Origin of the sequence: Brevundimonas sp. A19_0, from assembly GCF_017744255.1 — a bacterium.
GTDB lineage: Bacteria > Pseudomonadota > Alphaproteobacteria > Caulobacterales > Caulobacteraceae > Brevundimonas.
Window position 1 is genome coordinate 119633 of sequence record NZ_JAGHQP010000001.1, and the last position, 23886, is coordinate 143518.

Genomic DNA, 23886 nt, shown 5'->3' on the forward strand with positions numbered 1-23886 from the left:
CCGGCCCTAGGGCCGGTAGCGTGACGGCAGGGCGGCAACCTCCTCCTCGCTCAGCTTGCGCACCACGCGGGCGGTGCAGCGGTTCGCCGTGCCCATGCCGGCGACGTCAATCGACAGGGAGTCCGAGACGCAGCTGCGCGAGCCCCCTCCCATGAGCGGCGTGAGGACGAGGGTGTTGGTGCTCTCGGCGCCGGGGCAGAAGCTGGTGGTCTGGAGCTCGAACACACTGCCGTCGCGCGCCTTCACATAGAGCGAGGGCGATTGGCCCGCCCGGAAGTTGATCACACGGTCCGTCAGGAAACAGGTGTCCGCAGACCGCGGGGTCATGGCGGTGTCCGGCCCCGGCGCGCAGGCGGCGGCCAGCAACAGGGCGGGGATCGAGAGGGCGGCGACGAAGGCGCGGGTCATGGGTTTCTCCAGGCTTGGGCTCTGTCCGGCTGGGGGTCAGTCCTGCGGGGGGCCGCCACTGATGCGCGGGCCGACGCGGGCGCTGCAATATTCCACGGGACGGACGTCGCCACGCACCGCGATACGGGTGGCGTCGCCCGGACACAGGCGGGTGACGCCGACGGCGCCGGGCTCGAGCGCGAAGCCGAGCGCGCTGTTCAGCCCGTTGCAGGCGCCATAGACCTCCAGCGGATAGGCGTCGCGACCGACGTTCAGATAGACGGTCTGGCCGGGGCCATCGGTGAAGCCCCGAACCTGGGACGGCGAGAAACAGGTCTGGTCGTTGAAGGCCGGGGAGTCACCGGACGGGGTGGTGGGCGCGCAGGCGGCGAGCGCCAGCACAGCGCCGGTAAAGGCGAGCGGGAGCGGCATGCGTATCAGCTGGGTCATGGCCCGACAACGTCCGCCTCGCCGCGGGGTTTCGCAAATCACGATTGGGTTCCCCGTAAACGCGAGGGCGAAAAGCGGTGCGCCATGGCCCCCGACAGGGGGGACGGGCGCTCCAGCACCTGTGCCGCGACATGTTCGGCCAGCAGGGGCGCGAGACAGAATCCGCGCGAGCCAAGCCCCCCGAGGACATACAGGCCCTCCTCGACCCGACCGGCGACGGGCAGACGGTCCGGCGTGGTCGCCCGGACCGCGGCACGGGACCGCAAGGGCGCCTGACCGGCCTGCTCCGCCCGCTGCGGCAGACAGCCGGCGAGGGTCGCCAGATTGCGCCGGGTGTCTTCGGGGCGGACCTCGACACCGTCGTCGTCGCGATCATGGGTGGCCCCGAACAGCAGGCCCTCGCCCGTCGGTATGGCATAGCCACCCCAGGCCAGGGGCGCGGGGGCCGTGACCCCTTCGGCCACCTCGACCTGACCCCGCACGGGCTGGAGTGGCAGGGACAGGAGGCTGCGGGTGCCGGCGCCGGTCGCCACGATCACGCAGGCGGCCCGGCGTACAAGAGCGCCGTTCGCGTCGAACAGGGCCCATCCCTCCCCGTCCCGGTCGATGCGAGCGACGGAGGCGCGGGTCACGCCGTGGGGCAGCCAGGCCGCGAGCACCCGGGCGGGGCGGATGACCCGGGCGTCGGCCATTCGCAGGGCGGGGGAGTCTGTCGGTTCGCCCAGACGGTTGGAGACTTCGGACGGGGTCAGGACCTGCATATGTCCGGGAGACCAGATCGTCTGTTCAGCGACGCGCCGGTGGCGCTCCACGTCGCGATCCCGGCCGGGAAGTTGCAGGACACCTTCGGCCACCACGGCGCCGCCGATCTGTCCATAGAGATGACCGGCGCGCTCCAGCGCCTGGGCGAAGCCCGAGGCGAGGTCGGGATCGCCGACGTCTAGGCGGGGGGTGACGAGGGCGGCATCAAAGCCCGAGGCGCCGGCGCCCGGCCCCTCGGCATCGATGACCTCGACCGTCCGGCCCTGGGCGGCAAAGGCACGGGCGAGGGTGGCGCCGGCGATGCCGGCACCGAGGATGACGATGTCGTCGGGAGGCGTTGGGCCTGCCGTCTCACTAGCGAGAGTGGCCTCCAGCCGCTCGCGCTTGCGGCCATGGCCGGGGCGTTTCTCGACAGTGAAGCCGACCTCGGCCAGTCCCCGCCGGACGGCGCCGGCGACGGTGAAGGTGGCCAGACGCGCGCCGGGCCGGCTGAGCGCCGCGATCCGGGCCATGACGCCGGGCGACCACATATCGGGATTGGTGGCCGGCGAGAAGCCGTCGAGGAACCAGGCGTCGGCCTGGCCCGACCAGGCCGACAGCCCCTGCTCCACCGGCCCGATCGCCAGATCAAGGGTGGCCCTAAACGCCGGCAGGTCCATCCGGTGCAGGCCCGGCGTGGCAGCCGGCCAGACGGACAGAAGGGCCTCGGCTGCGGGCGCCAGGTCCGGCCAGGCGGCGAGCGCCCGGGCGGCCTCGTCCCGCGACAGAGGGAAGCCCTCGACCGAGAACAGGCTGAGCCGCGCGCCGAGTGGGGAGTGGTCGCGCCACAGCATGAGCAGGGCCGCCATGTTGAGGCCGGTGCCGAACCCCAGCTCGGCGACGCAGAAATGTTCGCGCCCGGCAAAGGCGCCGGGCAGGCCGCAACCGTCGAGGAACACTGCCCGGGTCTCGGCCAAACCGTCCTCAGGCGAGAAATAGATGTCGCCGAACCGACCGGAACGCGGGGTGCCGTCGTCGTCCCAGACCAGATCGGCGGAGGTGTCGGAGCCGGAATTCATGCGGGCTCCGTAGCGCGTCGGGGCGCCGCTGTCGCGGGCGGTCGTGCGTCAGGGCTCCGGCGGGTCCTCGCGACGGGCCAGCACCGACATGTCGCCGTTCCGCTCGAGATAGGCACAGTCCACGCGGCTGAGGTCGGAATGACCCTGGGCGCGGAGCGCCATGTCCAGATCGCCCTGGCCGAGGCCGGCGCGGCGCATCGCGGCCTCGTCGATCTGGCCGTCGCGGACCAGCTGGATCCGCCCGCCCTTGAGCAGGAAGCTGAGCCATGACCAGCGGGCCGACGCGCGGGCCAGGAGGGCATGGAGGGCAACCAGCAGCAGGCTGGCGATGACGGTCGGCAGGAAGGGCGCGCTGCCGGTCATGGCCCGGCCGAGATTGGAGCCGACGATCACGGCGAAGATGATGTCGAGCGGCGTCCACTTGCCGAAGGCACGCGACGAGGCGAGCCGCACGGCGAGGATGCCGACGGCGAAGACGAGCACGCCCCGGATGGACATCTGCCACCAGGTGATCGTGCCGTCCTCATAGCCGATGACGGCGTGAAGGGTTTCCATCTCGCCTGCCCCCGGGCGCCGCTCAGGCGGCGCCGAACACCTTGATGATGCCGTCGCAGAAGGCGGGCAGGTCGTCGGGGTTGCGCGAGGTGACGAGCTTGCCGTCGATGACCACCGTCTCGTCTACCCACTCGGCGCCGGCGTTCGTCAGATCGGTTTTGAGCGAGGGCCAGGAGGTCAGCTTGTGACCCTTGGCGATGCCCGCGTCGATCAGCGTCCAGGGACCGTGGCAAATGGCGGCGATCGGTTTGTCGGACTCGGCGAAGGCACCGATGAAGCTGATGGCCTTTTCCTCGAGCCGCAGGGCGTCGGGGTTGATCACGCCGCCGGGCAGGACGAGGCCGTCGTAGTCATCCGCGCTGACGTCGCCGAGCGTCTTGTCGACGCCGACCTTGCGGCCCTTGTCATGGTGTTCGAAGCCCTGGATGTCGCCGGCCTCGGGCGCCACGATGTGGACTGTGGCGCCGGCCTTGCGCATGGCGTCGACGGGCTTGTCCAGCTCGACCTGTTCGAAGCCGTCGGTGGCGAGGACGGCGATGGTTTTTCCGGAAAGGGCGGACATGGGCTGCTCCGTGTCTGGTGAGGGGGTTGAGGGGGGTTAATCCCGGGCAGCCCGGGCCGTTCCCGTGTACGCTTTCCGACATTGGAACCGCTCGCGTCCGGCGCGCTTTGAGCAAGGGTCACAACCACCCGGACCCACCCCATGAAAATCGCCCAGGTTTCCCCTCTGTATGAAGCGGTTCCCCCTACGCTCTACGGCGGGACGGAGCGGGTGGTCGCGCACCTGACGGACGCGCTGGTCGATCTGGGCCATGAGGTCACCCTGTTCTCGTCCGCCGAGGCGCAGACCCGCGCGCGTCTGGTGCCCGTCCGCGATCAGGCGATCCGGCTGGACCCCGCGCCGCTCAAGTCCGACATGGCGGCACACATGGCCATGCTGGCCAAGGTGCGGAGCATGGCGGACCAGTTCGACGTCATCCACTTCCACACCGACATCATCCATTTCCCGTTCTTCGAAAATCGGGCCGGGCGGACGGTGACGACCCTGCACGGTCGTCTGGACCTCAAGGACCTGCCCGCCGCCTACGACGCCTGGCCGCAGTTCCCGCTGGTGTCGATCTCGGACGACCAGCGCCGCCCCCTGCCTTGGGCCAACTGGGCGGGGACGGTCCAGCATGGCATGGACGCCGAGCTGTACCGTCCCAGCGACCGGTCGTCGGGCTATCTGGCCTTCCTCGGCCGCATCTCTCCGGAAAAGCGCCCCGACCGGGCCATCGAGATCGCCACGCGACTGGGCATGCGCCTGAAGATCGCGGCCAAGGTGGACGCGGCGGACTCGGTCTATTTCGAGAGCCGTATCCGGCCCCTGCTGGACAATCCGCTGATCGAGTTCGTCGGCGAGATCGGCGACGGCGACAAGTCCGATTTCCTGGGCGGGGCCGACGCCCTGCTGTTCCCCATCGACTGGCCGGAGCCCTTCGGCCTGGTGATGATTGAAGCCATGGCCTGCGGCACGCCCGTCATCGCCTGGCCCAATGGCGCGGCGCCCGAGGTGATCGAGGACGGTGCCACCGGCTATCTGGTCAGCAGCATCGACGAGGCGGTGGACGCCGTGCGCCGGGCCATCACCCTGGACCGCACCGCCATCCGGGCGCGGTTCGAACTGCGCTTTTCGGCGACCGCCATGGCGCAGCGCTATCTGGACATCTATCGCGAGCTTCTGGCCCGCACGCCCTATGCGCCGCCGGGCATCGAGATGCCCTTACCGGGCGCGACGTTGAAGATGCCTTCGGCCGCCGTAGCCTGATTTCGATCTTGTGCGTTAGACGGTCTCACGCAGGAGACCCGCTCTATGACTGACGCCCAGACCGGGTCGACGGACACCCCCGAACCCGAGGTCGCCGTGCTGGGCCGGTTGATGCCGCTGAAGGAAGGCGACGCCTTCCTCGTGGCCGATCCGCTGGGCGACATGAGCGGCGGAGCGGACGGCTTCTTCCTCAGGGACACGCGAATCCTGTCGCGACTGCGGCTGCTGATCGGCAATGCGGCGCCCTCGCGGCTGAGCTCGGCGCTGTCGGACGACAATGTCTTCTTCGTCTGCCAGGGGACCAACCGGCCCCTGCCCCCGATGGGCGGCCGCTCGGCCCCCGCCGGCATCATCCACCTGGAGCGGCGCCGGTTCCTCTGGCAGGAGCGGATGTACGAGCGCATCCGCCTGACCAACCACGGGGTGGACGAGGTCATCCTGCCGCTGGCCGTCGAATACGGCGCGGACTTTCGCGACATCTTCGAGGTGCGGGGCTCAAGCCGTCCCGCCCGCGGACTGAGTGAACCGCCGGTCCGCGACGGGCGCCGCGTGCGCTTTACCTACAAAGGCCTGGACGAGGTGACGCGCCGGACCTGCCTGTCCTTCTCCGAGCCGCCGGCCTCCATGAGCGCGACGCGGGCCGCCTTTCAGCTGACCCTGCCGCGCGGGCGACGCTTTGATCTGTATATCGAGGCGGGCGCGGACACCTGTGAGGCGCCTGACCGGGAGCGCTGGCGGCTGGCCTCCATCCAGGCCCGGCTGGCCATGCGGGCCCGGCGGCGGCGGGGTGGCGGCGTGCGCGGCCACCGCAGCCCGCGCTTCAACCAGTGGCTGGACCAGTCGCGGGCGGATGTGGCCCTGCTGACCACGGACCTGCCGACCGGGCCCTATCCCTATGCAGGGGTGCCGTGGTTTTCGACGCCGTTCGGCCGGGACGCGATCATCACGGCCTGGCAGATGCTGTGGCTGGATCCCAGTCTGGCGCGGGGCGTGCTGACCTATCTGGCCGCCCGTCAGGGCACGACCACCGACGCCTTCCAGGACGTCGAGCCGGGCAAGATCATGCATGAGACGCGGGGCGGCGAGATGTCGGCACTCGGCGAGGTGCCGTTCGGGACCTATTACGGCGGGGTCGATACCACCTGCCTGTTCGTGGCGCTGGCGGGAGCCTATGCGCGGCGCACCGGCGACCGGGCGCTGATCGAGGCGCTGTGGCCGAACCTGCTGGCGGCGGCCGGCTGGATGGAGGCCCGGGGCGAGGCCAACGGTCTGGGTCTGATCGACTATCAGCGCGCCCGCGACACGGGTCTGTCGAACCAGGGCTGGAAAGACAGCGAGGATTCGATCTTCCACGCGGACGGTCGTTTCCCCAAGGGGCCGATCGCCCTGCTGGAAGTACAGGGCTATGCCTATCAGGCGTGGCAGGCCATGGCCGCCATGGCCGAGACGCTGGGTCAGGACGCAGCCGAGTGGACCGACAGGGCCGGACGCCTGAAGGCCGTGGTCGAGCAGCGCTACTGGATGGAGGATCAGGGCTTCTATGCCATCGCGCTGGACGGCGACGGCGCCCCCTGTCGGGTGCTGGGCTCGAACGCCGGGCACCTGCTGTTCTCGGGACTGGCCGAGCCGGAGCGGGCCGCGGATGTGACCCGTACCCTGTTGTCAGCGCGGTTCCGGACGGGCTGGGGCCTGAGGACACTGGCGACGCGCCAGCCCCGCTACAATCCGATGTCCTATCACAACGGCTCGGTCTGGCCGCACGACACGGCCCTGTGCGTGGCGGGCATGGCCCGCTATGGCGAGCGGGACGCCGTCGCGCGGGTGCTGGACGAGCTGTATTCGGCGGCGGTCAATTTCGACATGCGGCTGCCCGAGCTGTTCTGTGGCTTCAGCCGTGAGACGGGCGAGCCTCCGGTGCCCTATCCGGTTGCCTGCATGCCCCAGGCCTGGGCCGCGGGCTCGGTCTTCCTGTTGCTGCAGGCCAGTCTGGGGATCGACATCGACGCGCCCGGGCGCCGGGTGCGCGTCGACCGTCCGCGCCTGCCCGGCGGAATCGACCGGCTGACCGTCACGGGGCTCGAGATCGGGGCCAGCCGACTGGATCTGGTGTTCAGTCATGTCGACGGGCGCACCACCGTCCGACCGCTCCACCGCAGCGGGCCGCCGCTGGACATCGTCGCGACGTCCTGAGCTCAGAGGTCGGGCAGGGTCTGGCTGGCAAAGCCCCAGCCGGCGAGGGCCTTGTCCTCCGACCGCTCGATGAGGGTCTCGACATCGGCGATGGAGAAGGGGTGGGCGTCGGTCATGTTGCGCAGCTCGTCCCAGCTGACCGGCACGGCGACAGGGGCGCCGGGGCGCGCCCGGGCCGAAAAGGGCAGGACCGCCGTGCTGCCCCGCTGGTTGCGCAGCCAGTCGATGAAGATGCGGCCCTTGCGTTTGGCCTTGCTCATGGTGGCGACGAAGCGGTCCGGCTCGGCCAGGGCGAGGGCGCCGGCGAAGCGGCGGGCGAAGTCCTTGTGCGCCTCCCAGTCATGGCCGGGGGTCAGCGGGACGACGACGTGCACCCCCTTGCCGCCCGACAGCAGGGCGAAGCTGACCAGACCCAGATCGGACAGGCGGCGGCGGATGTCGCGGGCGGCGCTGACCACATCGCCGAAGTCGAGCCCCTCGTCGGGGTCGAGGTCGAAGATCATCCGGTCCGGTGCCTCGATGTCATCGGTCCGGCAGGCCCAGCCGTGAAACTCGATGGTGCCCATCTGGACGCAGGCGACCAGGCCTGCCGCATCCTCGATGTAGAGATAGTCCTCGGTGCCGCCATCCTTCTCGCGGATCGGCACGGCATGGACATGGGGGCCGAAGCTGCCGCTGTCGTGCTTCTGAAAAAAGCAGTTCCGGGCCCGCCCCTGCGGACAGCGGACCAGGCTGATCGGACGACGGGCAGCGAACGGCAGCATGAGGGGGGCTATGGCGGCGTAGTAGTCGGCCAGTTCCCCCTTCGTCTGGCCGCTGCCGGGAAAGATGACGCGGTCGGCGCTGCTGACCTTGACCGGACGGGCGACGGCAGGCCGCGCGGCGCGGGCGCGCTCGGGCTTCACGTCAGCGGCGGGCTTGTCCTCGCGCAGGCCCAGGAAGCTGCCATGGCGGACATTCCCGTCGGCGGTGAACTCGGCAAAGGCCACCTCGGCCACCAGTCGCGGCGTCAGCCAGGTGACGCCCCGCGCGCTGGCCCGATCAACCTCGGCGGGCGGGGTCTTGCGTTCCAGCCGCTGCATCCGGCCAGCCAGATCCTCCATGGTCTCCTGGGTGAAGCCGCTGCCGACATTGCCCTTGTAGATCCAGTCGTCGCCCTCCTTCTGGGCCAGCAGCAGGGAGGCGAACGGGCGACCGCGGGCCGAGGAGGCCTTCCAGCCGATGATGACGAACTCCTGCCTGAGGGTGCATTTGACCTTCACCCAGTCGCGGGTGCGCCGGGACCGATAGGGCGCGTCGATGCGCTTGGAGATGATGCCCTCCTGCCCTGCCTTGCACAGCGAGGCGTAGAGGGTCTCGCCCGCCCCGATCAGGTGGTCGGCGACATGGATCGGGGGCTCGGCCGCGCGCAGCAGGGCCTCCAGTCGTTCCTTGCGTTCGACATTCGGGAGCGGCGTCAGGTCCTCACCGTCCAGCGAGAGGAGGTCGAAGGCGTGGAAGGCCAGGGCGTCGTCGGCGGTCTGGCTGCCTTTCCCGCGCTTGAGCACCGCCTGCAACGCGGAGAAATCCGGGTTGCCCTTGGAGTCGTAGGCGACGATCTCGCCGTCGATCAGGCAGGGCGGCAGGTCGAGGTTCTGAACGACCGCGACCAGCGGGCCGAACTTGTCGGTCCAGTCCTTGCCGTTCCGCGTGAAGATCGAGACGTCGGTGCCCTTGGCTGAGACCAGGGCGCGATAGCCGTCGAACTTGATCTCGTGCATCCAGTCGTTGCCGGTGGGCACCGCATCGACAAGGGTCGCGAGTTGGGGGGATCGGAAGGCGGGCGCTTTCGCCGTGCTACGCTTCTGCGGCTTTCGCGCCTTTTTCGTGTGGTCGGCGGCGCGGGCCATTTCGCGGGCGAAGGCGTCGTCGCCCTTGCCGGCCAGGGGATGCTTGCCCTCGGTGTCGGCGGCGATCTCGGCCATGGTCCGGCCGGTCAGCACACTGGTCAGGGCGGTCTCGACCAGACCGTCGCCGGGCGCGGCATGGGCGTCGCTGATCTTGCGCAGCAGCCAGTTCTCGCGTTTTTCGCCCTTTCGCGCTTTCAGCCGGATCAGCAGCCATTCGCCCTTCATCCGCTGGCCGTGGACGATGAAATGCAGGTGGCCGTCCTCGAGGTCGTCGGCAGATTTGCCCTTGATCGGCTCCCAGCGGCCCTCGTCCCACAGCATGACGGTGCCGCCGCCGTATTCGCCCTTGGGGATAATGCCCTCGAAGCGGCCATAGGACAGGGGGTGGTCCTCGGTGCGCACTGCGAGGCGTTTGATATCCGGGTCGGTCGAGGGCCCCTTGGTCACCGCCCAGCTTTTCAGCACGCCATCCACTTCCAGGCGCAGGTCCCAGTGCAGGCGGGTGGCGTCGTGCTTCTGGACCAGAAAGTGGTCGCCCGTGCCGGTCCCGACTTCGCCACGCGGCTCGGCGGTGCGGTCGAAGTCGCGCTTGCGATTGTATTCCGCGAGCAGGTCGTCGGTCCGGGTCTTCGCCTTTGAGCGTGCCCTGGTCGCCATGGATCAGGCCCGCTTCTTCGCCGGCGTCTTGCGGGTCGAGGTCTTGCGTGAGGACGCCTTGGCCTTGCTGTCTCCCACCGACTTCTTCAGCGCCGCCATCAGGTCGATGACATTACCGCCGCTCGCGGCCGCGGGCTCCTCGACGTCCTCCAGCACCTTCTTGCCCTTCGCTTTGGCCTTCTTCTCGACCAGCTTCTTGAGGGCATCGACATAGCGGTCGTGGAACTCGGAGGCGTCGAAGGGCGCCGTCTTCTGCTCGATCAGCGAACTGGCCAGATCGATCAGGTCTTTTTCGGGCTTGTCCGTGCCGATGCCCTTGAAGAAGGACTGGCCCTGCCGGACCTCATCGCCATAGCGCAGGGTCTCCAGCAGGATGCCCTTGCCGCAGGGCTTGAGCGCCACGAGCTTTTCGTGGCCGCGCACCGACAGCTGGCCCAGCGCGATCTTTTTCGCCGAACGCAGGGCCTCGCGCAGCACGATGAAGGCCTCTTCGGCCAGGTCGTCGGCGGGCACGACGTAATAGGGCTTTTCGAAATAGAGGGGGTCGATCTCGTGGGCCTCGACGAACTGAACGAGGTCGAGCGTCTTCTTGCTCTCGATGCGGACGGCCTCGATCTCGTCGTCGTCGAGCAGGACGTAATTGCCCTTCGAGACCTCATAGCCCTTCACGATCTCGTCCCGATCGACGGGGCCGAGGCCGGACACGACCTTTTCGTACGAGATCGGCTTGCCCGACGGCTCGTGGATCTGGCGGAAGCTGATCGACGCGCCGGACTTTACCGCCGCATAGATCTCGACCGGAATGGATACCAGGGCGAGGCGGATATTGCCCTGCCAATAGGCGCGCGCGGCCATGAACGACTCCCTTTTCGCGGAGTCAGAACACCTGAGCGGGCGGGGGGTTCGATGCGGCCCCCCCGAGCCTGTCGCGCAAAAGAAAAGGGCCGCCCGCGAGGGCGACCCTTTCCCGATCCGGTCCCGAGGGACCGAAGATCGAAGTGCTTAGTGAGCAGCTTCTTCGGCAGCCGGAGCCGGAGCGGCTTCGGTGGCCATGGCGTCGCCAGCGGCTTCGGTGGCTTCACCAGCGGCGGCAGCGGCTTCGTCAGCAGCGGCGTCGGCGGTGGCGGCGGCGTCGGTGGCGACCTCGGCGGCAGCTTCGGCTTCGGTGGCGGCGGTTTCTTCTTCAGCGGCCGGGGTGCAGGCGGTGATGGCCAGAGCGGCAGCCGAGGCGGCGATCAGAGCGACGATACGCATGTGTTTCATCCTTCAGAAGGTTCAACGGGGTCATGAATCCCCGCAGAGGTGTGATAACGGAAATGTGAGTCGAACCGCAAGCGAATTCTCACGGGTTCGTGATCATCCGTGAGCGGCGCGTGTGGATAACGCCGCCCCCTTCAGCCTCAGCCCGCGTCAGCGGGCGCGTTGGCCAGGTTCTCTTCCATCTCGCTGAACGAGGGCTGGGCCCCCGAAGGGATGTCGCCGCGGCCGATCTCGACCGAAATCTGGGCGGCATTGCCGTGCAGGTGGGCGACCAGCACCGACTGGATGATCTTGTAGAAGGCCCCGTCGCCGTCGACGATCTCCTTCAGACGGGCCGCCATCGGGCCGACCAGGCCATAGGCGAGGAACACACCAAGGAAGGTGCCCACCAGGGCGCCGCCGATCATGCCGCCGAGCACTTCCGGCGGCTCGGTGATCGAGCCCATGGTCTTGATGACACCCAGCACGGCCGCAACGATGCCGAGCGCCGGCAGGCCGTCGGCCATGGTCTGCAGGGCGTGGGCGCCGGCCAGACCCTCGTGGTGGTGCTTCTCCAGCTGCTTTTCCATGGCGTCCTCGATCTGGTGCGGATCCTCGAGGTTCATGGTCATCATGCGCAGGGTGTCGCAGATGAAGTCGGTGGCGAAGTGGTCCTTCATGATCTTCGGATATTTCTGGAAGATCGTGGACTCGGCGGGCTTCTCGATATGGCTCTCAAGGGCGATGACGCCCTTGGACTTCATCGTCTTGGTCAGCTGGAACAGCAGGCTGAGAAGGTCGACATAGTCCTTCTTCTTCCACTTGTTGCCGGCGAACACCTTGCCGAAGCCGCCCAGGGTGGCTTTGATCGTCGAGACGCTGTTGCCGATCAGGAAGGCCGCGACGCCCGCGCCCAGAATGGCCATCAGCTCATAGGGCAGCGAGTGCAGGATGACCGCCATCTTGCCGCCGGCCAGGATGTAGCTGCCGAACACCATGGCGAACAGCAGGACGATGCCGATGATCTGGAACATGGAGGGGAGGCACACCTGTGGCGAACGAGAGGCGCCAACCCTGCCCGTTAATGCTTAAGGCTGCGTTGCCATGAGCAGCTAGAGCCGCGTTTCGCCGTCGAGGATGGCCTTGCGGGCGGCGGGGGTCAGCCTGGTGTAGCCGGCCTTGCCGCCGCGCACGAACAGCGGGCCGTCGACCTTGTCCGGGTCAAAGCCGTCGCTGACCAGATCGACCTTGCGGTATTTGAAGGTGCCGGTGGTGTCGACGGCCTTCATGATGCGGACGAACTGGGGCTGGGCGTAGGACGGCAGATTGGCCTCGACATATTCGGCGAAGGCGGTCGCGCCGAACCGGCCCTCGACCACAAGGGCAACCATGCCGGCCTTGCCCTCCTGACCCGGGACGGGGACGCCGTAAGCGATGACTTCCCTGACGCCCGGCGCCTCGGCCAGCCGCTGTTCGACCTCGGCGGTCGAGACGTTCTCGCCCTTCCAGCGGAAGGTGTCGCCGATCCGGTCGATGAAATAGAAATAGCCCTCGGAATCCTGACGCATCAGGTCGCCGGTGCGGAACCAGCGGTCGCCCGGCTTGAAGACGTCGGTCAGGATCTTCTTCTGGGAGGCGGACTTGTCGGCATAGCCCGAGAAGTCGTGGCGGGTGTCGTCGCCGATCATGCCGATCGCTTCGCCGACCTCGCCCACCTCTGCCAGACGGCAGCGCCCGTCCGAGCCGCGCACCGGGGTTTCGGTGTCGAAGTCGAACTTGACGAGGCGGATGTTGACCTTGCCCTTCACGAACCACGGCACGCGGCCGATGGCACCGGGGCGACCGTCGAAATTGAAGACCGAGACATTGCCCTCGGTCGAGCCGTAGAATTCGAGGATTTCGGGGATGGCGAAGCGGGACTTGAAATCGCTCCAGACATCGGGGCGCAGACCGTTGCCATAGGCGAGGCGCAGCTTGTGGGCGCGCTCGTCCTCGTGCTCGGGACAATTGACCAGATAGCGGCACAGCTCGCCGATATAAACGAAGATGGTGGCGCCGGACTTCTTCACATCGGGCCAGAAGGCCGTGGCCGAGAAGCGCTTGCGCAGCACCAGCTTGCCGCCGTTCAGCAGGGCGGGGCCTATACCGACCAGACCGCCGGTCGAGTGATAGAGGGGCAGGACGTTGTAGGTGACGTCCTTTTCGGTCGCCGCCGTGCAGCCGGCGAAGGCGCGCATATAGGTGCGGGCCCGCGAGTGGGGCACGCGGGCGGCCTTGGGCAGGCCGGTGGTGCCCGAGGTGTAGATGTAGAGGGCGGTCGATCGATTGGTCAGGCCTTCGCGCGCGCTGGCGGCCGGGCGCACCGAGGAGGCGCTGCGCAGCGGGGTGTCGAGGTCACGGCGGTCGCTGACCTCGTCCTCGTCGGCGAGACCCAACACCCACAGCATCAGATTGCGGTCGGTGTGGGGGCGGGCGTCCTCGAGCGCGCGCCAGCAGTCCTGATCGGTGATGATCTGGGAGGCGCCCGAAATCTCGATGCAGTGGCCGAGCGCCGGACCGGTCAGATTGGTGTTGATGAGGGCGGTGGCGACGCCGACCTTGGACAGGCCGAACCAGGCGGCGAGGTATTCGGCCCGGTTCATCATCACGAGGGCGACGGTGTCGCTGCGCTTCAGGTTCCGGCCCCGGGCCCAGTGGGCGAACCGGTTCGCCATGCTATCGAACTCGCGATAGGTCAGGCTGCGGTGCTCGTCCTCGATGGCGATGCGGTCGGGGAAGCGGTCGACAGCCTCCTCGAGGTCGTCACAGACCAGCGTCGGACTGTCGAGGGTGATCGGCTTGATCCGGTCAAGCAGGCGACGCAGTCCGGCGGCGAACTTCAGATCCCGACGGATGTTGGCCAGCAAGCCCATGATCGCGCCATCTCCCTTGAGCGTCTCTTTCCTCCGGTGATGACGGGCCGGAGGCAGGAGGTCAACCGTGAGGGGAATCCGGGAGCCCGCGTTAACGCACTTTCGCGCCGGGCGTGGCCCCCCTGCCCCGGTGACGCAAGGTCAAGCAGGCGGTGCGCCCTACTCCGCCGGGGGGAATTCCAGCTTCGAGACATCATAGCCGAGGTCGGCCGCGCGCCGGACCAGAGCCTCGCGCTCGGCGTCGTTCGGGATCTCGCGCGTATAGATGAACAGTTTCTCGAAGGTGGGGTCGGCCGAGATGAACCAGCTGTAGTCGTCGGCGTGGTCGAGGATCCAGTAGTCCCAGGTGACGAAGCCCGCGACATAGCGGACCCGCAGACGGGTGTTGGTGCCGGGGTCGAGGATTTCGCCCCGCCCGCCGATGGCCTTTTCACGACCCTCGGGCGTGCCGACCTGACAGGTGTCGCGCACATCCACGCGGGTTTCGGTGACGAGGGTGTAGTTGGACGCGCCCGCCACACAGCCGTCGGTGATGCTCATCGGCAGGCGGGCGATCTCGAGCCAGCGACCCGAGTAGAGGCGTTCGGCGTCGACCGGCTTGCGGGGCTCGGGCGCGCGCCATTCCGACGGCGGCGGAGCGGTCACGCAGGCCGCAGTCGAGAGCAGCAGGGCGGACAGGGCGAGAAGGCGGACGGGCGACATGGCAGGCTCCGATCAGCGACGGGTTTCCGAGATACGACCGGGCGCGCGTGCAAGACGCATCAGGTGACGTCCATATCGCGGGGCGGGCGGATGCGCCGGAACCGCCCCTCGACGAAGGCATAGGCCCCGAACGCCATCAGGCCGAGCGCCGCGGCACTGAGCAACCATGGCCCGGCGGGCAGGGTCTCGACCGACTCCAGCGCGCCGCCGAAGGTGGTGATCTCGCTGGCCCGGTCCCGGAAGCCCGCCCACATCACCAGACCGGCCAGCGGAAAATAGGCCAGGCCGCGCGCGACATAGCCGACATGGGCCAGGGGCACGACGCGCTTGCAGATTGTCTCCGAACAGCGGAGGTCCCTGCCGAAGTCATTGCGGATGCCGCGCACCACATTGCCGATCCCGACCCCCAGGATGACCAGCCCCACCCCGATCAGAAGGATCTGGCCGAAGGGCAGCTCCATCAGGGCGCGGGCCTTTTCCTGATTCTCGGCCGCCTCACCGGCGGTCGGGTTGGCATAGACCTCGTCCAGCACCTCGAAGACAGTCGAGGCGAGCAGGCCATAGACCACGCCGCTGATCCCCTGCCCCACCCGCTTGGCGATGGCCTTGAGGTCGCGGCCTTCATTGTCGGCATCGAAGACCGACTGCAGCACGCGCCACAGCACGAAGCTCCAGAGACCCACGCCGAGCGTGAACAGCCAGACGCGGCCAAAAGGCTGGCGGGCCAGACTTTCGACCACGCCGGTCGAGCCGGCCGTCTGACGCGTGAGGTCGTGGGCGGTCAGCATCAGGATCACGCCGATCGACACATAGACGAAGCCGCGGGCGCCATAGCCGAAGCGGGCCAGCGCCTCGAGGATGACCGGCGTGTCGGGGCGCTTCCGCCACAGGTGGCGGGCGCGGGACATCAATTTGTCGGTGTGGTGTTCAGCCCAGCTCGTATCCATCGGCACATGAACTCCTGATACGGCGACAGGCTCCGCCTTGTGAGAAGACAAGGCAGCGCCTATCTGCCGGACCTGACGGAGGGGGACGGAATGCAGCCGGTCATTCACATCGACGGCCTGACCAAGACCTATGCCAGCGGCCACAAGGCGCTGAAGAAGGTCGATCTGGACATCTACAAGGGTGAGATCTTTGCCCTGCTCGGGCCGAACGGCGCGGGCAAGACCACACTGATCAGCACCATCTGTGGAATCGTCACGCCCAGCACCGGATCGGTGCAGGTGGACGGTCACGACATCCAGACGGGCTATCGCCACGCGCGCGAACTGATCGGCCTGGTACCCCAGGAACTGACGACCGATGCGTTCGAAACCGTTTGGGCCACGGTGACCTTCAGCCGGGGCCTGTTCGGCAAGTCGCCCAATCCGGCCTACATCGAGCAGATCCTTCGCGACCTGAGCCTGTGGGACAAGAAGGACGCGAAGCTGATGACGCTGTCGGGCGGCATGAAGCGGCGGGTGATGATCGCCAAGGCCCTCAGCCATGAGCCGGACATCCTGTTCCTCGACGAGCCCACGGCCGGCGTGGACGTCGAGCTGCGACGGGACATGTGGGCGCTGGTGCGCGGCCTGCGCGAGCGGGGCGTGACCATCATCCTGACCACCCACTACATCGAGGAAGCCGAGGAGATGGCCGACCGGGTCGGCGTGATCCTGGGCGGCGAGCTGATCCTGGTCGACGAGAAGACCAGCCTGATGAAGAAGCTGGGCAAGAAGACGCTGACGCTGAACCTTCAGGACCCCATGGACACGGTGCCCGCCGAGCTGGCCGAGTGGCAGGTGACGCTGAAGGCCGACGGCAATGAGCTGGAATATGTGTTCGATGCCAATGCGGAGCGGACGGGCGTGCCCTCGCTGCTGCGGGCGATCAGCGACCTTGGTATCGGCTTCAAGGATCTGAACACGGCCCAGAGCTCGCTGGAGGACATCTTCGTGAGCCTGGTGCACCGGGACAAGCCGGTCGACGGGACCAGCGGCAAGGGAGGCGCGGCATGACGTTCAACGCTTATGGCGTGTGGGCCATCTATCGCTTCGAGATGGCGCGGGCGCTGCGCACCTTCTGGCAGTCGATCGTGACGCCGGTGATCACCACCGCCCTCTATTTCGTCGTGTTCGGCTCGGCCATCGGCAGCCGCATGACCGAGATCGACGGCGTCGCCTATGGCGCCTTCATCGTGCCCGGCCTGATCATGCTGAGCCTGTTCACCCAGTCGCTGTTCAACGCCAGCTTCGGCATCTACTTCCCGAAATTCACCGGCACCATCTACGAAATCCTGTCGGCGCCGATCTCGCCGTTCGAGATCGTGCTGGCCTATGTCGGGGCGGCCGCGACCAAGTCGATCGTGCTGGGTCTGGTCATCCTGGCGACGGCGGCGCTGTTCGTGCCGCTGCGGATCGAGCACCCGCTGGCCATGATCGCCTTCCTGCTGCTGATCGCCGCGACCTTTTCGCTGTTCGGCTTCATCATCGGCATCTGGGCCCAGGGATTCGAGCAGTTGCAGATGATCCCGATGCTGATCGTGACGCCGCTGACCTTCCTCGGCGGGTCCTTCTATTCGATCGACATGCTGCCGGGCATCTGGCGGACGATCTCGCTCTTCAACCCGGTCGTCTATCTGATCTCGGGCTTCCGCTGGGCCTTCTACGGAGTGGGCGATGTGAGTGTGGGGCTGAGCCTGACCGCGACCCTGGCCTTCTTCTTCATCTGCCTGGCGGTCGTGGGCTGGATATTCCGGACGGGCTACCGGCTGAAGGCCTGAGTACCGGGCCTCAGGCCTGGGCCTTCATCGGGATATAGCCCCGCTCGACCATGCGGCGGAGGCCTTCATAGGCCTCGGCCAATTCCTCATAGGCAGTGCGATAGGCGGTCAGGCGGGCGACCTGGTCCGGCGTGGACGGCGCGCCGGACTCGGACTGGCGCAGGGCCTCGGCCACCCATTTGGCCCGGGCGGTCGCCGCGGTGACGGCGAGGCGCTGGAAATGGGCCGGGTCGATCGAAGCCAGCATCTGTCCCACCACCTCGCGGTTCGAGACATAGGCGGTGTAGTCGATCTGCTCCATCAGGCCGCGCAGGCGGCGCTGCTCGTGCGGGTCGATGTCCTGGGGCTCGAAATGATCCCGGGCCCGGCGGTAGCTGGAAGACTGGATCGTCGACATGGCGCACCCTGAGAACGCGTATCATCAGAGGGTGCGCCCGATCTGTTAACGGGTCGTTTCAGGCTCACCCTTGCGGTGAAGGGCCTGACGCACGGCCTCGAAGGTAGACTGGACGTCCTCGGCCGGCGGCTTGCCCATCAGGCTGACGGCCCAGATGGCCAGCCAGCTGAGCACAAAGCCCGGCACGATCTCGTAGATGCCGCTGCCCTGCGACAGGGTCTGGCCGTCGGCCAGCACGGGGGCATAGATCCAGACCAGCACCGTGGCCGCCCCGACGATCATGCCGGCGAGCGCGCCGTTGCGGGTCATGCGCTTCCACGTCAGCGACAGGATGACCAGCGGCCCGAAGGCGGCGCCGAAGCCGGCCCAGGCGTTGGACACCAGCCCCAGCACATTGTTCGTCGGATCCCAGGCGAGGAAGATGGCCGCCAGCGACACCGCCAGCACGGCCAGACGGCCGATCATGACCAGTTCCTTCTGAGGCGCATTCCTGCGCAGGAAGATGCCGTAGAAGTCCTCGGTCAGCGAGCTGGAGGACACCAGCAGTTGCGACGAGATGGTGCTCATGATCGCCGCCAGGATGGCCGCCAGCAGGAAGCCGGTGATCAGCGGATGGAACAGCACGTCCGACAGAAGGATGAAGATGGTCTCGGCGTCCGCGACCTCCAGACCCGTGCGGGTGGCGTAGGCGAGGCCCACGAGACCGGTCGACAGCGCGCCGATCAGGGTGACCAGCATCCAGCTCATGCCGATATTGCGCATGGTCGGCACATCCTTGAGGGAGCGCACGGCCATGAAGCGGACGATGATGTGCGGCTGGCCGAAATAGCCGAGGCCCCAGGCCATGGCCGAGATCACGCTGATGACGGTGGCACCCTGGAACAGGTTGAGCAGGCCGGGATCGATACCGCGCACGGTCTCGGTCATGCCGTCCACCCCGCCGATCTGGGTCAGGGCGACGATCGGCACCAGGATCAGGGCCACGAACATGATGCAGCCCTGCACGAAGTCCGTGAGGCTGACGGCCATGAAGCCGCCGACCATGGTGTAGGCCAGCACCACGCCCGCCGTGATCCAGAGGCCCCAGGCGTAGTCGAGGCCGAATGCGCTCTCGAACAGCTTGCCGCCCGCGACCAGCCCCGAGGAGGTGTAGAGGGTGAAGAAGATGACGATGACCAGCGAGGAGATCACCCGCAGCAGGCGGGACTTGTCCTTGAAGCGCTTGTCGAAATAGTCGGGGATGGTTATCGCGTCGTCGGCCATCACCGTATAGGTCCGCAGCCGCGGCGCCACGATCAGATAGTTGGCCAACGCCCCGATGAAGAGGCCGATGGCGATCCAGGCCGAGGACAGGCCACTCAGGAACATGGCCCCGGGCAGGCCCAGCAGCATCCAGCCGCTCATGTCCGAGGCGCCGGCCGACAGGGAGGCCACCGCCGGTCCCAGCTTGCGCCCGCCCAGCATATAGCCCGACACGTCAGAGGTGGATTCGCGATAGCTGTAGAGCCCGATGCCGAGCATCAGGGCGAAGTACAGGCCGAGGGTGATGTAGGTTCCGATTTCCATGCGTCATGGGGTAGCAGCGTTGCCGCAATCGGGTCCACCCCCGCCACAATCCTTAATGGAACGGCGGCGACTGCCACGGGTTAGCCATAATCAGGGAGACCCATGACGGGTCCGCATCCTGAAAGGGAGACACCCATGACTCATCGAACTCACCGCCCCGCCCTGCTGTCGGCCCTCGCGGTCGGCGCCCTGGGTCTGTCCCTGGCCGCCTGCGCCAGCACCGGCCCGGGCGACGGCACCTATACCGACCGGCTCGACAAGCTGCGGGCCGATTGCGACGCCCGGGGCGGCATCCTGACCCCGACGGGCGCCCAGAGCGCCTCGCCCGAGGTTGATTACGCCTGCCAGATCAACGGCCTGCCTTCCAGCCGGACCCGATGATCCCTAGGACCGGAGGCGCCAGCGCGCGCCTTCGGCTCCGTCCATCACCTCGACGTTCAGCTCCGCCAGCCGGTCGCGAATGCGGTCGGCCTCGGCCCAATTCTTCTCGGCCCGCGCTGCAGCGCGCTGCTGGATGAGGGCCTCGACCTCGGCGGCCAAGGCGTCGGACACGTCGCCTTTCAGCCATTCCGCCGGGTCTGACTGCAGGACGCCCAGCAGATTGGCGAGTTCGAGCAGGCGAGCCTTTGCATCGGCTATGGCAGCGTCCGCAACTTCTCGGGGCTGCTTGGCCAAAAGGGTTTCGATCTCGCGGGCGTAAGCGAAAATCCGAGCTATCGCGCCGGGCGTATTCAGATCGTCCAGCAAGGGCTGGGTCGGATCGGTTGCTTCGTGCTCGTCAGGATGGAGGCGGCGCGAAGGGATATGTTGGGTCCGATCCAGCAGTCCGTAAAGTTTGTCCAAGTTCTTCTTGGATTGCTCCAGCAGGCTCTGCGTCCAGTCCAGCGGCTGACGATAGTGGGCCGACAGCAGGGCCCAGCGCACCACCTCGCCCGGAATGGCCTGCACCAGATCGTGGAGCAGCAGCACATTGCCCAGCGACTTGGACATCTTCTCCGCATCCAGCGTCAGGAAGCCGTTGTGCATCCAGTAGCGGGCGTATTCGTCCTGCGGGCGCTCGCCATGGGCATGGCCGTGGGCGCAGACGCCCTGGGCGATCTCGTTCTCGTGGTGCGGAAAGGCCAGGTCGATGCCGCCGCCATGGATGTCGATCGGCAGGCCCAGGACCTGTTCGATCATGGCCGAGCATTCGATGTGCCAGCCGGGACGCCCCGGCCCCCAGGGCGACGGCCATTCCGGCTCGCCCGGCTTTGACGGCTTCCACAGGACAAAGTCGTGCGGATTCTTCTTGTAGGGGGCGACCTCGACCCGGGCGCCGGCGATCATATCGTCCAGGTTGCGGCCCGACAGGGCGCCGTAGGCCTGATAGGCCGAGACGTCGAACAGCACATGACCCTCGGCCGCATAGGCGCAGCCGTGGTCCAGAATGGCGCCGATCTGGGCCACGATGGCGTCCATGTGATCGGTAACGTGGGGGGCGATATCCGGCGGGGCGACATTCAGCCGCGTCATGTCCTCAAGATAGGCCGCTTCGTAGCGCGCGGTGATCTCGCCGATGGGCACGCCTTCCTTCGCGGCCTTGGCATTGATCTTGTCGTCCACGTCCGTGACGTTCCGCGCATAGACGACGTGTCCGGCCCCGTAACGACGGCGCAGGAGCCGCACCAGCACGTCGAAAACCACCGGCGGACGGGCGTTGCCGATGTGGGCAAAGTCATAGACCGTCGGTCCGCAGACATAGAGAGTCACGCGCTTCTCATCACGGGGCTCGAAGACCCGTTTCGACCGGGTCAGGGTGTCGTGGAGCACGAGGGGCATGGCGTCGGGCCGGTCCGGCTTGCTTGCGGGGAAAGGGGATCATCCCATATAGCCGGGACGGGACGCGTCCAACCAGACAGTTCGCTCCCGCAGAAAAAAGGGAGAGCGGCGCGCGTCATTTCCGGGACCCTCGTTCCGGCGCAACTTCGTCGCCAGTACATCGATATGGATGCCATCGTGCAAAAGCCGGCCCTGGTCGCAGATTCCGATTCGCCCTTGGTGCGCCCCAGCCGCGAGGAAGCCCTCAAGGCCGTGCGCACCCTCTTGGCCTGGGCGGGGGACAATCCCGACCGCGAGGGACTGATCGATACGCCAAAGCGTGTGGTCGATGCCTATGCCGAATGGTTCGAAGGCTATGAGGCCGATCCAGCCAAGGAACTGTCGCGCACCTTCGAGGACGTGCAGGGCTATGACGACATGGTGCTGCTGCGCGACATCGAGGTCGAGAGCCACTGCGAGCACCACATGGCCCCGTTCCTGGGCAAGGCCTATGTCGCCTATGTGCCGACCGAGAAGGTGGTGGGCATCTCCAAGATCGCCCGGGTGGTCGAGATTTTCTCGAAGCGCCTGCAGACCCAGGAAGTGCTGACCAACCAGATCGCCGGGGCCATCGAATCGCACCTGAAGCCGGCCGGTGTGGCCGTGCTGATCGACGCCGAGCACCAGTGCATGACCACCCGCGGCGTGCACCATCGCCATGTGTCGACCATCACCACCCGCTTTACCGGCGTGTTCAAGAGCGATCCGGCGCAGATGGAGCGATTCCTGAAGCTGGCGCGCGGCTGATACGCCCGGGCCGGTTCGCCTGTGGGGGGTAATCCGCACAAACGGAACCCTTCGAGGCCTCTGACCGCTTTACAACCGCCTTCAGGGACGCCAAGAGACGGGGGAACCTGATCCACGCGCGCGCCCCGAGTGGCGGCATGATACGGAGACGACCCCCATGGGTGCCAAACTGTCCGGGCCGCGCGGCGGCAAGACGATTGCTCAGAACGCCGACATCAACGTTACCCCGTTCGTCGACATCATGCTGGTGCTGTTGATCATCTTCATGGTCGCTGCCCCGCTGGCCACGGTGTCGATCCGCCTGGACCTGCCGCCGGCCAGCCCGCCGCCTCCGGGCGCCGAGTTTGAAGAGCCGGTGGTGATTAACATCCAGCGCTACGGCGATCTGTTCGTCGGCCGGGGCGACCAGCTGACCCAGAGCAGCATCGCCAGCCTGCCGGTCGACGTCTGTGCGGCTCTGGGCGGCGGCGCCTGCCAGGAAGAGCGCGTGTTCGTGCGTGCCGATGCCGAGGTCATGTACAATGACTTCATGACCGTCATGAACACCCTGCAGCAGAGCGGCTTCCTGAAGGTCGGCCTGATCAACGAAGACATCGAATAGCACCGGGGCTCTGCGCCTGATGCCTCAAGGGCCGCTCCTGACCGGGGGCGGCCCTTTTTGATTCGGAGCCGGGCATGACCGCCGATGAGATCGACGCCCTGATCATGGCCCTGCCCGGGGCGGAACATGGGACGGCGTATGGCGAGCCCTGCTGGCGGATTGCGGGCAAATTCCTGACGCGCCTGCGGGCCGAGGATGACAGTCTGGCGCTGGACGTCGGGGACCGGGAGCGGCGCGACCTGTTGCTGGAGGTGGACCCCGAGGTCTTTCACCTGACCGACCACTATCGGTCCTACAGCTATGTCCTGATCCGCATCGCGCGGGTCGATCCGGAGTGGTTGAAAGCCGAGCTGGCACGCCGGTGGCGGAAGGTGGCCCCGGCGAAGCTGGGGAAGGCGCATCCGGAGCTGGGGGTCGCCGACTGAGGCCTGCCCTTGATCCGGGCGGGCGGAGGCCTAGCTAAGGCCCCCTTCCAGTCAGGACGCCCCCATGCCCAAAGCCGATACGCTGACCGTCGACGGACACGAGATTCCCCTGCTGGGGCTCGGCACCTGGCAGCTGGAACCGGATGAGGCGCGGCACATGGTGGGTCATGCCCTGACCCACGGCTATCGCCATGTCGACACCGCCTGGATCTACCGGAACGAAAAGGGCGTCGGCGAGGGCATTCGCGATGCGAATGTGGCGCGCGACAGCTTCTGGCTGACGACCAAGATCTGGGTCGATCATTTCAGCCATGACGCCCTGCTGAAGCAGGCGGAGGAGTCGGCCGAGAGCCTTGGCACCGCGCCCGACCTGCTGCTGCTGCACTGGCCCAAGGCGACGCCGCCGCTGGCCGAGACGATCGGGGCGCTGAATGAGGCGAAGTCGCGCGGCCTGACGCGGGCCATCGGCCTGTCGAACTTCCCGTCGGCGGAATGGAAGAAGGCGCAGGAGCTTTCCGAGGCGCGGCTGATCACCAACCAGGTCGAGTACCATCCCTATCTGTCGCAGAAGACGCTGATCGACACGGCCGAGGCACTGGGATCGTCGATCACGGCCTGGTCGCCGCTGGCCCAGGGCAAGATCGTCGAGGACGCGACGATCCGCGCCATCGGCGAGGCCCACGGCAAGTCGGCGGGCCAGGTGACGCTGCGCTGGATCGTACAGCAGGGTGTGATCGCCATCCCCAAGACCTCGAAGGAAAGCCGGGCGGCCGAGAACCTCGACATCTTCGATTTTACCCTGACCGAAGACGAGATGGCGCGCCTCCACGCGCTGGCGCGTCCCGACGGCCGGCTGGGCGACTGGCTGGACGACGCCTTTGAATGGGATCAGGATACCGCCCAACGATAAGAACCGTGGGA

24 protein-coding genes are annotated in these 23886 nt (G+C 67.4%); 9 read left to right on the top strand and 15 right to left on the bottom strand.

Annotated features, from left to right (window positions below):
* Window positions 1–6: 6 nt before the first annotated feature.
* Genes J7346_RS00600 through J7346_RS00620 form a run of 5 tightly spaced genes read right to left on the bottom strand, consistent with a single transcriptional unit; the run spans window position 7 to window position 3774 of the window.
* Window positions 7–408, bottom strand: coding sequence for a hypothetical protein (locus J7346_RS00600; RefSeq protein WP_209116720.1), 402 nt, complete (start codon window positions 406–408; stop codon window positions 7–9).
* Between the two features lie 36 nt (window positions 409–444).
* Window positions 445–837, bottom strand: a complete 393-nt coding sequence (locus J7346_RS00605) for a hypothetical protein (RefSeq protein WP_209116722.1) — start codon at window positions 835–837, stop codon at window positions 445–447.
* A gap of 38 nt (window positions 838–875) precedes the next feature.
* Window positions 876–2657: an FAD-dependent 5-carboxymethylaminomethyl-2-thiouridine(34) oxidoreductase MnmC gene (mnmC, locus tag J7346_RS00610; RefSeq protein ID WP_209116724.1), complete on the bottom strand. Its 1782-nt coding sequence runs from the start codon at window positions 2655–2657 to the stop codon at window positions 876–878.
* A gap of 48 nt (window positions 2658–2705) precedes the next feature.
* Window positions 2706–3212 carry a YetF domain-containing protein gene (locus J7346_RS00615; protein WP_209116726.1) on the bottom strand — a complete coding sequence of 169 codons (507 nt, stop codon included), beginning with the start codon at window positions 3210–3212 and terminating at the stop codon, window positions 2706–2708.
* Window positions 3213–3234: 22 nt separating this feature from the next.
* Window positions 3235–3774, bottom strand: coding sequence for a type 1 glutamine amidotransferase domain-containing protein (locus tag J7346_RS00620; protein WP_209116728.1), 540 nt, complete (start codon window positions 3772–3774; stop codon window positions 3235–3237).
* Window positions 3775–3915: 141 nt separating this feature from the next.
* Here J7346_RS00620 and J7346_RS00625 point away from each other — a divergent pair, with 141 nt between their 5' ends.
* Window positions 3916–5019 (top strand): glycosyltransferase family 4 protein, encoded by a 1104-nt coding sequence (locus J7346_RS00625; protein WP_209116730.1) that lies wholly within the window; start codon window positions 3916–3918, stop codon window positions 5017–5019.
* Between the two features lie 45 nt (window positions 5020–5064).
* Window positions 5065–7209 (top strand): amylo-alpha-1,6-glucosidase, encoded by a 2145-nt coding sequence (locus tag J7346_RS00630; RefSeq protein ID WP_209116732.1) that lies wholly within the window; start codon window positions 5065–5067, stop codon window positions 7207–7209.
* A gap of 2 nt (window positions 7210–7211) precedes the next feature.
* Here the strand turns inward: J7346_RS00630 and ligD are convergent, their stop codons facing one another.
* The 7 genes from ligD to J7346_RS00665 form a co-directional block, all read right to left on the bottom strand.
* Window positions 7212–9755 carry a DNA ligase D gene (gene ligD, locus J7346_RS00635; RefSeq protein WP_209116734.1) on the bottom strand — a complete coding sequence of 848 codons (2544 nt, stop codon included), beginning with the start codon at window positions 9753–9755 and terminating at the stop codon, window positions 7212–7214.
* 3 nt (window positions 9756–9758) lie between these two features.
* A complete protein-coding gene (locus J7346_RS00640; protein WP_209116736.1) occupies window positions 9759–10610 on the bottom strand; it encodes a Ku protein in 852 nt (283 codons plus the stop codon).
* Window positions 10611–10757: 147 nt separating this feature from the next.
* Complete coding sequence (locus J7346_RS00645; RefSeq protein WP_209116738.1) at window positions 10758–11009, bottom strand: hypothetical protein; 252 nt, start codon at window positions 11007–11009, stop codon at window positions 10758–10760.
* A gap of 146 nt (window positions 11010–11155) precedes the next feature.
* Window positions 11156–12028 carry a flagellar motor stator protein MotA gene (gene motA, locus J7346_RS00650; protein WP_209116739.1) on the bottom strand — a complete coding sequence of 291 codons (873 nt, stop codon included), beginning with the start codon at window positions 12026–12028 and terminating at the stop codon, window positions 11156–11158.
* A gap of 78 nt (window positions 12029–12106) precedes the next feature.
* A complete protein-coding gene (locus J7346_RS00655; RefSeq protein ID WP_209116741.1) occupies window positions 12107–13906 on the bottom strand; it encodes a long-chain-acyl-CoA synthetase in 1800 nt (599 codons plus the stop codon).
* A 159-nt stretch (window positions 13907–14065) separates the two neighbouring features.
* Window positions 14066–14608, bottom strand: coding sequence for a lipocalin family protein (locus J7346_RS00660; protein ID WP_209116744.1), 543 nt, complete (start codon window positions 14606–14608; stop codon window positions 14066–14068).
* 59 nt (window positions 14609–14667) lie between these two features.
* Window positions 14668–15555: a DUF1206 domain-containing protein gene (locus tag J7346_RS00665; protein WP_245157563.1), complete on the bottom strand. Its 888-nt coding sequence runs from the start codon at window positions 15553–15555 to the stop codon at window positions 14668–14670.
* A gap of 90 nt (window positions 15556–15645) precedes the next feature.
* Between J7346_RS00665 and J7346_RS00670 the strand changes: the two genes are divergently transcribed.
* Together J7346_RS00670 and J7346_RS00675 are read left to right on the top strand one after the other, a co-directional pair.
* Entirely contained in the window at window positions 15646–16608 is a 963-nt protein-coding gene (locus J7346_RS00670; RefSeq protein WP_209116748.1) for an ABC transporter ATP-binding protein, read from the top strand.
* Window positions 16605–17372 (top strand): ABC transporter permease, encoded by a 768-nt coding sequence (locus tag J7346_RS00675; protein WP_209116750.1) that lies wholly within the window; start codon window positions 16605–16607, stop codon window positions 17370–17372. Before J7346_RS00670 ends, J7346_RS00675 begins: the two co-directional genes overlap by 4 nt.
* 10 nt (window positions 17373–17382) lie before the next feature.
* On the opposite strand, the gene J7346_RS00680 is transcribed toward J7346_RS00675, so the two are convergent.
* Entirely contained in the window at window positions 17383–17769 is a 387-nt protein-coding gene (locus tag J7346_RS00680; RefSeq protein ID WP_209116752.1) for a hypothetical protein, read from the bottom strand.
* 45 nt (window positions 17770–17814) lie between these two features.
* Window positions 17815–19335: a sodium/proline symporter PutP gene (gene putP / locus J7346_RS00685; RefSeq protein WP_209116754.1), complete on the bottom strand. Its 1521-nt coding sequence runs from the start codon at window positions 19333–19335 to the stop codon at window positions 17815–17817.
* 135 nt (window positions 19336–19470) lie between these two features.
* On the opposite strand from putP, the gene J7346_RS00690 reads away from it, so the two are divergent.
* Window positions 19471–19716, top strand: coding sequence for a hypothetical protein (locus tag J7346_RS00690; RefSeq protein WP_209116756.1), 246 nt, complete (start codon window positions 19471–19473; stop codon window positions 19714–19716).
* Window positions 19717–19719: 3 nt separating this feature from the next.
* Here the strand turns inward: J7346_RS00690 and cysS are convergent, their stop codons facing one another.
* Entirely contained in the window at window positions 19720–21153 is a 1434-nt protein-coding gene (gene cysS, locus J7346_RS00695; RefSeq protein WP_209116758.1) for a cysteine--tRNA ligase, read from the bottom strand.
* Window positions 21154–21318: 165 nt separating this feature from the next.
* On the opposite strand from cysS, the gene folE reads away from it, so the two are divergent.
* The 4 genes from folE to J7346_RS00715 all read left to right on the top strand — a co-directional run bounded on the left by folE (window position 21319) and on the right by J7346_RS00715 (window position 23875).
* Complete coding sequence (gene folE / locus J7346_RS00700) at window positions 21319–21939, top strand: GTP cyclohydrolase I FolE (protein ID WP_209116760.1); 621 nt, start codon at window positions 21319–21321, stop codon at window positions 21937–21939.
* Between the two features lie 157 nt (window positions 21940–22096).
* Complete coding sequence (locus J7346_RS00705; RefSeq protein ID WP_209116761.1) at window positions 22097–22540, top strand: biopolymer transporter ExbD; 444 nt, start codon at window positions 22097–22099, stop codon at window positions 22538–22540.
* A 74-nt stretch (window positions 22541–22614) separates the two neighbouring features.
* Window positions 22615–22965: an MmcQ/YjbR family DNA-binding protein gene (locus tag J7346_RS00710; protein WP_209116763.1), complete on the top strand. Its 351-nt coding sequence runs from the start codon at window positions 22615–22617 to the stop codon at window positions 22963–22965.
* A gap of 64 nt (window positions 22966–23029) precedes the next feature.
* On the top strand, window positions 23030–23875 hold the full coding sequence (locus tag J7346_RS00715; RefSeq protein ID WP_209116765.1) for an aldo/keto reductase: 846 nt from the start codon (window positions 23030–23032) through the stop codon (window positions 23873–23875).
* Window positions 23876–23886: the final 11 nt, after the last annotated feature.